The 12,446-nt window shown below is 62.9% G+C and carries 12 protein-coding genes and 1 pseudogene; 8 read left to right on the top strand and 5 right to left on the bottom strand.

Annotation, left to right across the window (positions count from 1 at the left end; genetic code table 11):
• Window positions 1-10: 10 nt before the first annotated feature.
• The gene (locus TK06_RS14160; RefSeq protein ID WP_063322581.1) at window positions 11-1,177 is read right to left on the bottom strand and encodes an MFS transporter; all 1,167 of its coding nucleotides are present in this window, start codon (window positions 1,175-1,177) and stop codon (window positions 11-13) included.
• A 17-nt stretch (window positions 1,178-1,194) separates the two neighbouring features.
• Window positions 1,195-1,497, bottom strand: coding sequence for an ArsR/SmtB family transcription factor (locus tag TK06_RS14155; protein ID WP_030138446.1), 303 nt, complete (start codon window positions 1,495-1,497; stop codon window positions 1,195-1,197).
• A 155-nt stretch (window positions 1,498-1,652) separates the two neighbouring features.
• Between TK06_RS14155 and TK06_RS14150 the strand changes: the two genes are divergently transcribed.
• Window positions 1,653-2,237 carry an ACP phosphodiesterase gene (locus tag TK06_RS14150; RefSeq protein WP_063322580.1) on the top strand — a complete coding sequence of 195 codons (585 nt, stop codon included), beginning with the start codon at window positions 1,653-1,655 and terminating at the stop codon, window positions 2,235-2,237.
• A 52-nt stretch (window positions 2,238-2,289) separates the two neighbouring features.
• Here the strand turns inward: TK06_RS14150 and TK06_RS14145 are convergent, their stop codons facing one another.
• Together TK06_RS14145 and olsB are read right to left on the bottom strand one after the other, a co-directional pair.
• Window positions 2,290-3,084 (bottom strand): lysophospholipid acyltransferase family protein, encoded by a 795-nt coding sequence (locus TK06_RS14145; protein ID WP_063322579.1) that lies wholly within the window; start codon window positions 3,082-3,084, stop codon window positions 2,290-2,292.
• A complete protein-coding gene (gene olsB / locus TK06_RS14140) occupies window positions 3,084-3,839 on the bottom strand; it encodes an L-ornithine N(alpha)-acyltransferase (protein WP_003198679.1) in 756 nt (251 codons plus the stop codon). Before olsB ends, TK06_RS14145 begins: the two co-directional genes overlap by 1 nt.
• Window positions 3,840-3,983: 144 nt before the next feature.
• Here olsB and TK06_RS14135 point away from each other — a divergent pair, with 144 nt between their 5' ends.
• The 5 genes from TK06_RS14135 to TK06_RS14115 all read left to right on the top strand — a co-directional run bounded on the left by TK06_RS14135 (window position 3,984) and on the right by TK06_RS14115 (window position 8,335).
• Entirely contained in the window at window positions 3,984-4,856 is an 873-nt protein-coding gene (locus TK06_RS14135; protein ID WP_063322578.1) for a hypothetical protein, read from the top strand.
• Window positions 4,857-4,952: 96 nt separating this feature from the next.
• Entirely contained in the window at window positions 4,953-6,044 is a 1,092-nt protein-coding gene (locus TK06_RS14130; protein ID WP_063322577.1) for a serine hydrolase domain-containing protein, read from the top strand.
• Window positions 6,041-6,352 carry a hypothetical protein gene (locus tag TK06_RS14125; protein ID WP_063322576.1) on the top strand — a complete coding sequence of 104 codons (312 nt, stop codon included), beginning with the start codon at window positions 6,041-6,043 and terminating at the stop codon, window positions 6,350-6,352. Before TK06_RS14130 ends, TK06_RS14125 begins: the two co-directional genes overlap by 4 nt.
• A gap of 233 nt (window positions 6,353-6,585) precedes the next feature.
• The gene (locus TK06_RS14120; RefSeq protein WP_063322575.1) at window positions 6,586-7,176 is read left to right on the top strand and encodes a YceI family protein; all 591 of its coding nucleotides are present in this window, start codon (window positions 6,586-6,588) and stop codon (window positions 7,174-7,176) included.
• Window position 7,177: 1 nt separating this feature from the next.
• Window positions 7,178-8,335: a phospholipase D-like domain-containing protein gene (locus tag TK06_RS14115; RefSeq protein ID WP_063322574.1), complete on the top strand. Its 1,158-nt coding sequence runs from the start codon at window positions 7,178-7,180 to the stop codon at window positions 8,333-8,335.
• 116 nt (window positions 8,336-8,451) lie between these two features.
• On the opposite strand, the gene bglX is transcribed toward TK06_RS14115, so the two are convergent.
• Window positions 8,452-10,743 (bottom strand): beta-glucosidase BglX, encoded by a 2,292-nt coding sequence (bglX, locus tag TK06_RS14110; RefSeq protein ID WP_063322573.1) that lies wholly within the window; start codon window positions 10,741-10,743, stop codon window positions 8,452-8,454.
• Between the two features lie 252 nt (window positions 10,744-10,995).
• On the opposite strand from bglX, the gene TK06_RS14105 reads away from it, so the two are divergent.
• Together TK06_RS14105 and TK06_RS14100 are read left to right on the top strand one after the other, a co-directional pair.
• Window positions 10,996-11,604 carry a LemA family protein gene (locus TK06_RS14105; protein ID WP_003198691.1) on the top strand — a complete coding sequence of 203 codons (609 nt, stop codon included), beginning with the start codon at window positions 10,996-10,998 and terminating at the stop codon, window positions 11,602-11,604.
• A 68-nt stretch (window positions 11,605-11,672) separates the two neighbouring features.
• Window positions 11,673-12,427: pseudogene (locus TK06_RS14100) on the top strand (TPM domain-containing protein).
• Window positions 12,428-12,446: the final 19 nt, after the last annotated feature.

Here is a 12,446-nt window from a genome sequence, read left to right as displayed (position 1 = left end):
GGGTTAGAAGTCAGTGAGTGGCTGGAGCCAGCTCGGCATTGCCGCCCTGGCGGAAGGTGATGAGGGTGACCAGCAGCGCCAGCACGGCCAGCGCGCCGGCGGCCAGGGGCACGGAGGTCAGGCCCAGGCCGTGGTCGATGACGCTGCCGCCGACCCAGGCGCCCAAGGCGTTGCCGATGTTGAAGGCGCCGATGTTCAACGTGGAAACCAGGTTCGGCGCAGCCTTGCCAAAGGTCACCACGTTGACCTGCAGGGCCGGTACGGCGGCGAAGCAGGCGGTGGCCCAGAGGAACAGGGTGATTTCGCTGGGGATCAGCGCCACGCTGGTCCAGCTCAATACGGTGGACACCACGGCCATGGTGAGGAAGACGCCCATCAGCGTGTTCGCCAGGCTCTTGTCTGCCAGCTTGCCGCCGATGATGTTGCCCAGGGTCAGGCCCAGGCCGATCAGCACCAGGGTCCAGGTCACGCCGCGGGGCGATACGCCGGTCACTTCACCCAACAGCGGGGCGACATAGGTGAACAGGGTAAACACCGAGGCGGAGAACAGCGCCGTCATGCTCAGGGACAGCCATAGGCCTGCGCCCTTGAGCGCGACCAGTTCCGAGCGCATGTCGAGTTTTTCTTCATCGCGCTTGGCCGGCAGAAAGCGGATCAGGCCGATCAGCGCAATTACGCCAATGACAGTCACTGCCCAGAAGGTCGAACGCCAGCCGGCTTCCTGGCCCAATGCGGTGCCCAGCGGTACGCCGAGCACGTTGGCCAGGGTCAGGCCGGTGAACATCAGGGCCACGGCCGAAGCACGCTTGTTGGGTGCCACCAGACCGGCGGCCACCACCGAACCGATACCGAAGAACGCGCCGTGGCACAGGGCCGTGACGACCCGGGCAAACATCAGCACGTTGTAGTCGCTGGCGATGGCGCAGAGCAGGTTGCCGATGATGAAAATTCCCATCAACACCACCAGGGCGGCCTTGCGCGGCAACCGGGCGGTGGCCAGGGCCATGAACGGCGCACCGATGGCCACGCCCAGGGCGTAGCCGGTCACCAGCCAGCCGGCGCCAGGAATCGACACGCCCAGGTCGGCCGCCACATCGGGCAACAGGCCCATGATGACGAACTCGGTGGTGCCGATGGCGAAGGCGCTCAGGGCCAGGATCAGGAGTGAGAGGGGCATGATGGGTCCTTGTCGGGTCAGAGCTCTTGGCTCATTTGCTTGAGGAACTGCTGGATCACTTCCTCGTTGCGCTTGAAGAAGTGCCATTGGCCGACTTTCTGGCTGGTGATCAGCCCCGCCCGTTGCAACACCGCCAAGTGCGCAGACACCGTGGATTGCGACAGGCCGCAACGCTGGTCGATCTGTCCGGCGCAAATGCCGAATTCGTGGTTGTGCAACTGCTCGGGGAACTGGACCTTGGGGTCTTTGAGCCAGTTGAGGATGTCTCGCCGTACTGGGTGTGCCAGGGCTTTTATTATTTCGTCGAGGTCAAGGGGCATGGTGGCAGCTCGTGATGAGTAAAACGCTATATCGCGATGGAGCGAACCTTAAATCGTTATTTCGCGATATACAAATATGGATTTGATCTGAATGCCGAACAAATCGCTATATCGGGTTATAACGATATGGACTCAGCGGTGCTAAGCTGCGGGCCATGAACTATCTCGCGCACCTTCACCTCGGCGGCCCTGGCCGGGAACAACTGCTCGGCAGCCTCTACGGCGACTTCGTCAAAGGCCCGCTGCAAGGGCTCTACGACCCACGGATCGAAGCGGCGATTGCCCTGCATCGGCGCATCGACATGTACACCGATCGCCATCCCCTGGTGGACATTGCCCTGTCGCGTTTTTCCACGGTGCGACGGCGCTATGCCGGGATCGTGCTGGACGTGTTTTTCGACCACTGCCTGGCCCGGGACTGGGCGTTGTACGGCGAAGGGCCGCTGGTGGATTTCACTGCCCGGGTGTACCAGGTACTCGGCACCGAACCGCAGCTGCCGGGGCGCCTGGCACAGATCGCGCCGTACATGGCGGCGGATGACTGGCTGGGGTCTTATCGGGAATTCGAAGTGTTGGGGCAGGTGCTGCGCGGCATTTCCCGACGCCTGTCCCGGCCCGAGGAACTGGCCGGGGCGATGAGGGAGTTGATGGAGCTCTATGAGCCGCTGAGCGAAGATTTCCGGCTGTTCTATCCGCAGTTGCAGGATTTTGCGCTGAATCAAACCACGCCGCAGATCTAATTGTGGGAGCGAGCTTGCTCGCTCCCACAGGGGGGCTGCGCAGAGATCCGGATCAGGCCGCAATCGCAGCAGGTCGCATCGGCGCTTGCTGTTTCTCTGGAAGCGCCCCGAACAGCGCCTTGTGTACCGCCTGCTGCGCCTGGAATGCCAGCGCTGCGCGTTCCTGGCCGTGGCAGGCAATCGGTTCCAGCAGATGGATTTCCACCTCACCCCTATCATTGGCAAACAAACGCATCAAGTGCGACAGCAGATCATCATCGCCAATGAACGGCGCCAGTGAATCCGGTTCACCGTTGCGCAGGTAACGGATCGCCACCGGTTGCAACGCCACATCGGCGTCAATGGCGGCGGACAGCAAGCGCCCGTGGAACGTGCGCAAGGAGCGGCCATCGGTGGTGGTGCCTTCCGGGAACATCAGCAGCGGATGGGCCTGTTCCAGGTGACGGCTCATTTGCTTGCGGATCAACTGGCTGTCACCCGAACCGCGTCGGATAAACAGGCTGCCGGCCTTGGCTGCCAGCCATCCGGCCACCGGCCAGGTGCGCACTTCGGCCTTGGACAGGAACGACAGCGGCGTGAGCATGCCCAGCAACGGGATGTCGGTCCAGGACACGTGGTTGCTGACCCACAGCATCGGCTGTTGCGGCAGTTGACCGTGGACGGTGACTGAAAAGGGCAGGGCGCGGCTCAACCGTGCCATGAAGAACCGCGACCAGCGCTGGCGACGGACCATCGAGTTGGCGATTCCTGCACGTTCGAACAGGCCGAACACGCTGGCCATGCTCAGGCCCAGCGCCACTACCAGCAATACTCGCGCGATTCGCGCGTACACCCGCAGCCGGCTCATCAGACCGCTGCCTTGAAGTGGCGAGCGTAGCGCGGGCACAGCTCGTCGCGCTTGAGCAGGATGAACACGTCGGCCACCTGGAAATCCTCGTCCCAGCACGGTTCGCCACAAATCTTCGCGCCCAGGCGCATGTAGGCCTTGAGCAGTGGCGGCATTTCAGCGATGACGTTGGAGGGCACGTCCAGGGTCGGCAGCGGTTTTTTCGGCACGGCTTGCAGGTGTTCGGTGCACAGGTAGCGTTCGCGCAGGCGCTGCATGATCGCCTGGGCCTGGATACCGCCGTCCTGCATCGGAATGCTCGCGCAGCCCATCAGGTAGCTGTAGCCGCCTTCGTTCAGGACTTCGGCCAGTTCGCCCCAGAGCACCGCGATGGTGCCACCGTTGCGGTAGGCCGGGTCGACGCAGGTACGGCCGATTTCCAGGATCGGGCCCTTGAGATGGACCAGGCCGTGAAGGCTGAATTCTTCTTCGCTGTAGAATCGGCCCAGGCTGCTGGCTGCCTGGTGGTCGAGCAGGCGCGTGGTGGCCACGAGGCGGCCGGTGTTCAGGTCGCGTACGCCGATGTGGGCGCAGTGAACATCATAGTCATCCATGTCCAGACCCATTTCCGCGCCCTTGAGCTTGGCGTTGAATTCGCCGCTGAAGACGTTGAAACGCAGGGCCTGTGCTTCTTGCAAGGCTTGGGCGCCGATCAGGCGTTCGGCTTGCAGGCGGCGTTCATTGCCGGTGTCGCTGATGCGGGCGATCTGGGTCATAGCGAATCTCCGTGCGGGCTGTTCAGTTGCAGCCAATCGACTTTCTTTATGCAGCCATGTTGTGCAAAGTCAGGCTATGTAGCCCTGGTGTCATCGCCATGAAGCTTTGGTGATGCTTATATGACAGCCCTCGAGGAGCCTCTTATGCCCTGGCAAACCCTGATCGAACGTGGCGAGCGCCTGCCCGCCCATCCGGACCTGGCCGAAGGTTATTCAGCGTTGTTGCAACGCCTGGGACCGGTGACGCCGTTCGAGCTGGCCGTAACCGGGGCGCGGTTGATGGCGACACCGGGGCTGGCGTTCCTGGTGGGGTATCAGGCGGCGCTGCGGGTGCTTTGGCCCAGTGCGCCCCAGAGCCTCGGCGCCTTGTGTGCCACCGAACAGCGCAGCCTGCGCCCGGCGGACATGCACACCCGTCTCGACGACTTGCGCCTGAGTGGACGCAAGGATTTCGTCACCGCCGGCGACGCCGCCGAGTGGCTGTTGATTGCCGCTCGCTGCGAAGCGCCCGGTGAAACGCCACGGCTGAATCTGGCCGTGGCCTATGCGGGCGAGCCCGGCGTAACCCTGGAAAAGCTGCCCGCCATTGCCCTGATGCCGGACATCAGCCATGGCCGCGTGCTGCTCGACGGCGCGCTGTGCGAGTTGCTGGCCGGTGATGGCTGGGACGCCTACGTCAAACCGTTCCGCACCCTGGAAGACCTTTATGTGCTCAGTGCGATGACCGCCTGGTTGTATGGCGTCGGGCAGGAATGTGCCTGGCCCCAGGCGTTGCAATTGCGCCTGCTGGCGTTGCTCGCCGGCTGCGCGGAGGTGAGTCGGCATAACCCTTCCAGTGTGGCCGGGCATGTGCTGCTGGGCGGGTTGTTCGCGCAGTTCCAAGGGCTCGATGGCGAACTCAACGCTGCCCTGGCCGCCGGGCCTGCGGCGTGGCGCGAGATGTGGACGCGGGATAAAGGCGTGATGGAGATTGCGGCAGGGGCGCGGGCCAAGCGGTTGGCCAAGGCGTTGGGCTAGCCCTCCAAACGACCACCCGCCCGGTGGGAGCACACAAACTCAAATTGTCATCAAGTCTGCATAGGCTCTGAAGGTTCAACCCTGCGAGCCCAAAGCATGTCCAAAGGCTGGTTCCTGATCCCGCTGCTGCTCACCCTGAGCGCCCACGCCGAAGACTGGCCCGGTGAGCAATGGCCAAGTGATCCGACCCCGAGCGGGTCGGCCATCGAAGCCTTGGAACAATACGCCTTCCCACCCCGGGACGATGCGAGCCGCGAAGGCGTCCGCACCGATGCGCTGCTGGTGATCCAGGACGGTCGGCTGGTCTACGAACGCTACGCCGGACCGACCACTGCCAAGACGGCGCACCTGACCTGGTCCATCAGCAAGAGCCTGATGGCGACGGTGTTTGGCGTGGCCTACAGGGAAAAGCGCTTTGCCCTGGATGATCCGGCAGCCAAGTACTACCCGCCACTGAGCCGGCACCCGGGCCTGACCCTGGCCGATCTTTTCCACTGGGCCTCGGGCCTGGATTGGCAGGAAGACTATGAATACGCGCCGCTCAACTCCTCGGTGGTGGCCATGCTGTATACCCGGGGGCGTCGTGACATGGCGGCGTTCACTGCGCAGCATGAAAGCGCCAGCCCGCCGGGGCGGGCGTTCCGTTATTCCAGCGGTGACAGCAACGTGCTGGCGGCGGCCTTGAAAACCATCGTCGGCCCGGCGCGCTACCCCGACTACCCTTGGACGGCCTTGTTCGAGCCCCTGGGCATCCGCCATGCCACCTGGGAAACCGACGCCAGCGGCACGTTCGTCGGTTCGTCCTATGCCTACCTCACGGCGCGGGACCTGGCGCGTGTCGGGTTGCTGATGCAACGGGACGGTCGCTGGGGCGAACGGCAACTGATTCCCAAAGAATGGGTCGCCTTCAATCGCGAACCTTTCGCCCACTTCCAGGCCGGCCAGGACGAAGCCGTACCCGGCGGGCATTGGTGGCTCAACCGCGCCACCGATCCGGCCATCCATCCTTGGCCCGATGCGCCGCCGGATACCTTTGCCGCGCTGGGTCATTGGGGCCAGGCGCTGTACGTCATCCCCAGCGCCAAACTGGTGATCGTGCGCTACGGCGACGACCGCGACGGCAGCTATCGCCATAACGAACTGCTCAAGCGCGCCATGGCGGCGTTTGTCGGGAGAGGGCAGCCATGAAGCGCAAGATCTTGCTTACCTTGCTGTCGGTGCTACTCATTGTCCTGCTCGGTTGGGTCTGGCTGGAGCGGGTGGCATTGCGGGCCTTCCCCGACATCATCAGTGCCTACACCGCCAAGGAATACTGCTCGTGCCGCTATGTGATGGAGCAACCGGCGGACTATTGCCGTGGCTATGTGAAGCAGGCGGTGCCCATCAGCGACTTTCTCGAAACCGCTGAAGCGAAACGCATTACCGTCAGCGGGTTGGGACGTAGCCACAGTGCGCGGTGGGTGGGCGCGCGGATGGGGTGTCGGTTGGAGCCTTGAGATGGGCCTGCAACGACCGCTGTTGTGGCGAGGGAGCTTGCTCCCGCTCGAGTGCGCAGCGCTCGCAAAGCTTTAACCTGTCGCGATGTTGGGGCTGCTTCGCAGACCAGCGGGAGCAAGCTCCCTCGCCACGGAGGTATGTGGCGAGCAGGACAGTTGTTGAAACAGACAGTTTGCAAGCGCCCTCGGCGCGGTTAAGGTTCGCCACAAGTTTATGTGCCCTGCGAGTGTGTATGTTCAAGCGGTTTTTCCCTCACGCTGCCGTCAGCTTGCTGCTGGCCGGCGCCGCGTTGCCAGCCCAGGCCGACTGGTACCTGGACGGCGAGTCGTCGCGGCTGTCGTTTATCAGCAGTAAAAATGGCAACGTCTCCGAGGTCCAGCGATTCCTGGTGCTGCACGGTCAGGTCCAGCCCGAGGGCTTGGCACGCCTGGAAGTGGAGCTGGAATCCATCAACAGCGGCATTCCCCTGCGCGATGAGCGCATGCGGGCCGAGCTGTTCGAGATCAAGCAATTTGCCGACGCCACTGTCACCGCCAAGATCGACCTGGCACCGATCCAGGACCTGGCCAACGGTGCGCAGTTGGAATTGCGCCTGCCGCTGACGGTGAACCTGCACGGCAAGCAGCACGAATACAACGTCGAACTGCTGGCGACGCGCTTGGATGAGCGCCGCTTCCAAGTGGTGACCCTGGAACCGGTGGTGCTCAACGCGGCGGATTTCGATCTGGCGCCGGGGCTGGAAAAGCTGCGAAACCTGGCCGGGTTGTCGGCCATTAGCCTCTCGGTGCCGGTGAATGCGGTGCTGATTTTCACGGCGCGCTGACATGAGCGGCGCGGTTTTTCCCTGGCGTGAAGGCAATCGCTTCGAGCTGTTGATCGATGGTCCGCAGTTCTTCCCGCGCATGCTGGTGGAAATCGCTCGAGCCCAGGAACAGGTCGAGCTGGAGCTCTATCTGGTGGAAGCGGGCGCTTGCGCCGAGGCGATGGTTCAGGCGCTGGTGCAGGCCGCCGAGCGTGGCGTTCGCGTGCGGTGCCTGTTCGATGACTATGGCAGCCTGGCGTTCACCCTGGCCTTGCGCAAGCGTCTGACCGAGGCTGGGGTGGAGTTACGTTTCTACAATCGCCTGAGCTGGCGCCGCTGGGTGCGCAACCTTTACCGGGATCACCGCAAGCTGCTGTTGGTGGACCAACGCCTGGCTGTGGTCGGTGGCACCGGGGTGACCGATGAATTCTGGAACCCCCTCGACGACCGCAGTGAGTGGCACGAAGTGATGGTGGAAATCGTCGGCCCGCTGGTGCTCGACTGGCAGTTGCTGTTCGACCGCCAGTGGCTCGCCAACCGCCATCGGCGAGCCTGGAAACCGGCGTCCAACTTCGGCTTGCCGCGCCTGCCGCGCGTACCGCCGGTGGGCGAGGGCATGGGGCGGGTGGCGTATGCCGACGCCCGCCAGCATCGCGACATCCTGCAATCGCTGTCGCGGGCATTGAACAGCGGCCAGAAGCGCATCTGGATGGCGACGCCGTATTTCCTGCCGACCTGGAACGTGCGCCGCTCCTTGCGCAAGGCCGCCGCCCGCGGCATTGACGTGCGCCTGCTGCTGACCGGCCCACGCACCGATCACCCGTCCGTGCGCTACGCCGGGCACCGTTACTACCCGCGACTGCTCAAGGCCGGCGTGCAGATTTTTGAATACCAGCCGTGTTTTCTGCACCTGAAGATGGTGCTGGTGGACGACTGGGTCAGCATCGGCTCCTGCAACTTCGATCACTGGAACCTGCGCTTCAACCTGGAAGCCAACCTCGAAGCCTTGGACTCCAGGCTCAGCGGTGCAGTGGCCGCCAGTTTCGAGCGGGACTTCGCCCAGAGCCTGCAAGTCAGCCTCGACGCCTGGCAGCGTCGGCCGCTGTGGAAGCGCTTCAAGCAGCGGGTGTGGGGCTTGGTGGATCGGGTGGTGGTGAACCTTTTGGATCGACGCGGCTAGCCCGACCCCCCAGATACAACTGTGGGAGCGAGCTTACTCGCGATAGCGGAGTGTCAGCCAATGTCGATGCGGCTGATCTGACGCCATCACGAGCAAGCTCGCTCCTGTTCTGAAGGTCAGAGCAACTCAAAACTCTGCTGCTTCACGTCCTGGGAATCCAGGCCGATCTGTACGTTGAACTTGCCCGGTTCAGCCGCGTACTTGAGTTGGGCGTTGAAGAATTTCAGGTCGTCCTCGGTGATGGTGAAGTGGATGACTTTCTTCTCGCCGGCCTTGAGCATCACCTTGCGGAAGTTCTTCAGTTCCTTCACCGGGCGAATGATCGAGCCGGTCACGTCCTGGATGTACAGCTGCACCACCGTTTCGCCGTCACGCTTGCCGGTGTTTTCCAATGTCACGCTGGCATCGAGCTTGCCTGTCTTGTTCAGCGTGGTCGACGACAGGGCCATGTCCGACAGGCTGAACTCGGTGTAGCTCAGGCCGTAGCCGAACGGATAGAGCGGGCCGGTGGTGTCATCGAAATACTGCGAGGTGTAGTTGCCCGGCTTGCCCGGCGTGAATGGCCGGCCGATGCTCAAATGGTTGTAGTAGGTCGGAATCTGCCCCACCGAGCGTGGGAAGGTGATGGGCAGTTTGCCCGATGGGTTGTAGTCACCGAACAGCACATCAGCGATGGCGTTGCCACCTTCGGTGCCGCTGAACCAGGTTTCCAGGATCGCATCGGCCTGCTGCTTTTCTTCCAGCAACGACAGCGGACGGCCATTCATCAGCACCAGCACCAGCGGCTTGCCGGTGGCCTTCAGGGCCTTGATCAGCTCGCGTTGGCTGGCAGGAATGTTCAGCTCGGTACGGCTCGACGATTCATGGGACATGCCACGGGACTCGCCTACGGCGGCCACCACCACATCGGCATCCTTGGCGGCTTTTACCGCTTCGTCGATCAGCACCTGGGCCGGACGCGGGTCGTCTACCACTTCCGGGGCATCGAAGTTGAGGAAGTTCAGGTAGTCGAGCACCTTCTTGTCGCCGGTGATGTTGGCGCCACGGGCGTAGATCAGCTTCGAGTCAGCGCCCAGGGCGCGGGTCATGCCATCGAACAGGGTGACCGATTGCGCAGGACGCCCGGCAGCGGCCCAACTGCCCATCATATCGATCGGTGCCTTGGCCAGCGGACCGACCAGGGCGATCTTCGCGGTCTTCTTCAGGGGCAGCGTCTGGTTGCGGTTTTCCAGCAGGACCAGGCTGCGGCGCGCCACGTCACGGGCGTCGGCGCGGTGCATGCGGCTCTCGGCGTAGGTATCGGCCGGGTCATCCTCGGCCTTGCCGATGCGCAGGTACGGATCCTTGAACAGGCCCATGTCGTATTTGGCCGCGAGCACTTCCCGTACGGCGTTATCGATGTCGCTCTGCTCGATTTCACCGGCCTTGAGCAACCCTGGCAGTTCCTTGCCATAGAGCGAGTCGTTCATGCTCATGTCGATGCCGGCCTTGATCGCCAGTTTTGCCGCTTCGCGACCGTCCTTGGCGACGCCGTGCTTGATCAGTTCGAAAATGGCGCCGTGGTCACTGACCGCCAGGCCCTTGAACCCCCACTCCTTGCGCAGCAGGTCGTTCATCAGCCAGGTGTTGGCGGTCGCCGGCACGCCGTTGATGGAGTTCAGCGCGACCATCACCCCACCGGCACCCGCGTCGATGGCGGCGCGGTAGGGTGGCAGGTAGTCCTGGTACATTTTCAGCGGACTCATGTCCACGGTGTTGTAGTCCCGGCCGCCTTCCACCGCGCCGTACAGGGCGAAGTGCTTGACGCTGGCCATGATGCTGTCGGCCGCGTTGGCGCCGTTGCCCTGGAAAGCCTTGACCATCACCCCGGCGATGCGCGACACCAGGTAGGTGTCTTCGCCAAAGCCTTCGGAGGTCCGGCCCCAGCGCGGGTCGCGGGAAATGTCGACCATCGGCGCGAAGGTAATGTCCAGGCTGTCGGCCGCGGCTTCCTGGGCTGCAACGCGCCCGGAGCGGTAGATGGCGTCCATGTCCCAGCTCGAGGCCAAGGCCAGGGGGATCGGGAAAATCGTGCGGTGGCCGTGGATCACGTCATAGGCGAAGAACATCGGGATCTTCAACCGGCTGCGCATGGCCGCGTCCTGCATCGGACGGTTTTCATCGCGAGTGATGGAGTTGAACGTGCCACCGATGTTGCCGGCCGCGATTTCCTTGCGGATCATCTCCCGAGGCATTTCCGGGCCGATGCTGATCAGACGCAATTGGCCGATCTTCTCTTCGAGGGTCATCTGCTTCATCAGGTTGCTGATGAACGCATCCTTGTTCTCTATGGGGGCTGGCAGGTTGTCGGCTAATACGGATTGACTGGCCAGACTGACAAACAGGCCCAGCAAACACAGCTTCTTCATGAATAGTTTTCTCGCAAGCCTAAAAGGGCGGTGATCAGGCCACGCCGGTCGGCCAAAATATAAGGAGCGGCTATTGTTGTTCAGTTAAATGCAGCACACTTTCGAACCCATTGGGCTGAACTTAGTTTCGCACTGCGCATCTTTTAGCCCATCGACCCGTTTCAATCCAGTGCGGCGGCAGATTATGCCCCAGGTGCCGGTGAGATAGGTGGCCGTGTTTTTCCAATGTCATGCAAGGGAGAGCTCCACCCGATGAATCCACGACTGAACCACCTTCGCAGCTTGCCGATGCTGGCCCTGATGCTGCTCACCACGTTGCTGGCCGGTTGCGGCATCAATAACATCCCGACCCTGGACGAACAGGCCAAGGCCGCCTGGGGCCAGGTGCAGAACCAGTACCAGCGCCGCGCCGACCTGATTCCCAACCTGGTGGAAACCGTCAAGGGCTACGCCCAGCACGAGCAGGAAACCCTGACTGCGGTGATTGAAGCGCGGGCCAAGGCCACGTCGATCCAGGTCGACGCCAGCACCCTGGACAACCCGGAAAAACTCAAGCAGTTCCAGCAGGCCCAGGACCAGTTGACCGGCGCGTTGAGCCGGCTGATGGTGGTGTCCGAGCGTTACCCGGACCTCAAGGCCAACCAGAATTTCCTGGCGTTGCAATCGCAGCTCGAAGGCACCGAGAACCGCATCGCCGTGGCCCGCCGCGACTTCATCCTGGCCGTGCAGAAGTACAACACCGAAATCCGCACATTCCCGGGGCGCCTGTGGCACAGCGTGATGTACAGCGACCTGCCGATCCGCGAAACCTTCGAGGCCACCAGCCCCAATGCCGAGAAAGCGCCGGAAGTGAAGTTTTGATGGAGCAGCTACACGCTTCAAGCTACAAGCCGCAAGCACAGGTACTGCGCACTGCTTTTGCTTACGGCTTGAAGCTAGCCGCTCGCAGCTGCGCCTTTGTGCTGTTGCTCTGGGCGTTTGCCATCACGGCCCAGGCCGAGCTGAAGTTTCCGGCATTGACCGGGCGCGTGGTGGACGCCGCCCAGATGCTCGAACCGTCGGTGAGCGCGCAACTGGAAGCGCAGCTCAAGGCCCATGAACAGGCCACCGGCGAACAGGTGGTGGTGGTCACGCTGGCGGACTTGCAAGGCAGCAGCATCGAAGACTTCGGTTATCAACTGGGGCGCCACTGGGGCATCGGGCAGAAGGATAAAAACAACGGCGCACTGCTGATCGTCGCCCGGGATGACCGTAAACTGCGCATCGAGGTGGGCTACGGCCTGGAGGATCGCCTGACCGACGCGCAGAGTTCGGTGATCATCAACCAGGTGATCACCCCGGCTTTCAAGACTGGCAACTTCAACAAAGGCATCAGCGACGGCGTCGCGGCGATGCTGGTGGTGCTGGGCGGCAGCCCGCTGGACGAGCCGGCGCCGGCGTACAGTGCGGACGGGCAGCAGGAGCAGGGCGATTTTGTCGAGCGCCATCCCGGGCTGTTCATCTTCCTGGTGATACTGTTTATTTTGACGATATTGGTCTGCCAGATGCTCGGTATCCTGCCGACCGGAAGTGGTGGCTCCAGCCGTTCGGGCGGATCCGGTGGAGGCTTCGGCGGCGGGGGCGGCGGGGGCTTCAGTGGTGGCGGTGGCAGTTTCGGGGCGGCGGTTCGTCGGGCGGCTGGTGACAATAATAATGAGCAGGCA

The organism is Pseudomonas fluorescens, from assembly GCF_001623525.1.
In the GTDB taxonomy this organism is placed as follows: Bacteria; Pseudomonadota; Gammaproteobacteria; order Pseudomonadales; family Pseudomonadaceae; genus Aquipseudomonas; species Aquipseudomonas fluorescens_Q.
The sequence above is the reverse complement of the archived record's forward strand: the minus strand, read 5'-3'. Positions and strand labels throughout refer to the sequence as shown.

Bases quoted from the DNA above. Each gene is read 5' to 3' on its own strand.
- TK06_RS14160 (WP_063322581.1), bottom strand. From the start codon at position 1,177: ATGCCCCTCTCACTCCTGATCCTGGCCCTGAGCGCCTTCGCCATCGGC.
- TK06_RS14155 (WP_030138446.1), bottom strand. From the start codon at position 1,497: ATGCCCCTTGACCTCGACGAAATAATAAAAGCCCTGGCACACCCAGTA.
- TK06_RS14150 (WP_063322580.1), top strand. From the start codon at position 1,653: ATGAACTATCTCGCGCACCTTCACCTCGGCGGCCCTGGCCGGGAACAA.
- TK06_RS14145 (WP_063322579.1), bottom strand. From the start codon at position 3,084: ATGAGCCGGCTGCGGGTGTACGCGCGAATCGCGCGAGTATTGCTGGTA.
- olsB (WP_003198679.1), bottom strand. From the start codon at position 3,839: ATGACCCAGATCGCCCGCATCAGCGACACCGGCAATGAACGCCGCCTG.
- TK06_RS14135 (WP_063322578.1), top strand. From the start codon at position 3,984: ATGCCCTGGCAAACCCTGATCGAACGTGGCGAGCGCCTGCCCGCCCAT.
- TK06_RS14130 (WP_063322577.1), top strand. From the start codon at position 4,953: ATGTCCAAAGGCTGGTTCCTGATCCCGCTGCTGCTCACCCTGAGCGCC.
- TK06_RS14125 (WP_063322576.1), top strand. From the start codon at position 6,041: ATGAAGCGCAAGATCTTGCTTACCTTGCTGTCGGTGCTACTCATTGTC.
- TK06_RS14120 (WP_063322575.1), top strand. From the start codon at position 6,586: ATGTTCAAGCGGTTTTTCCCTCACGCTGCCGTCAGCTTGCTGCTGGCC.
- TK06_RS14115 (WP_063322574.1), top strand. From the start codon at position 7,178: ATGAGCGGCGCGGTTTTTCCCTGGCGTGAAGGCAATCGCTTCGAGCTG.
- bglX (WP_063322573.1), bottom strand. From the start codon at position 10,743: ATGAAGAAGCTGTGTTTGCTGGGCCTGTTTGTCAGTCTGGCCAGTCAA.
- TK06_RS14105 (WP_003198691.1), top strand. From the start codon at position 10,996: ATGAATCCACGACTGAACCACCTTCGCAGCTTGCCGATGCTGGCCCTG.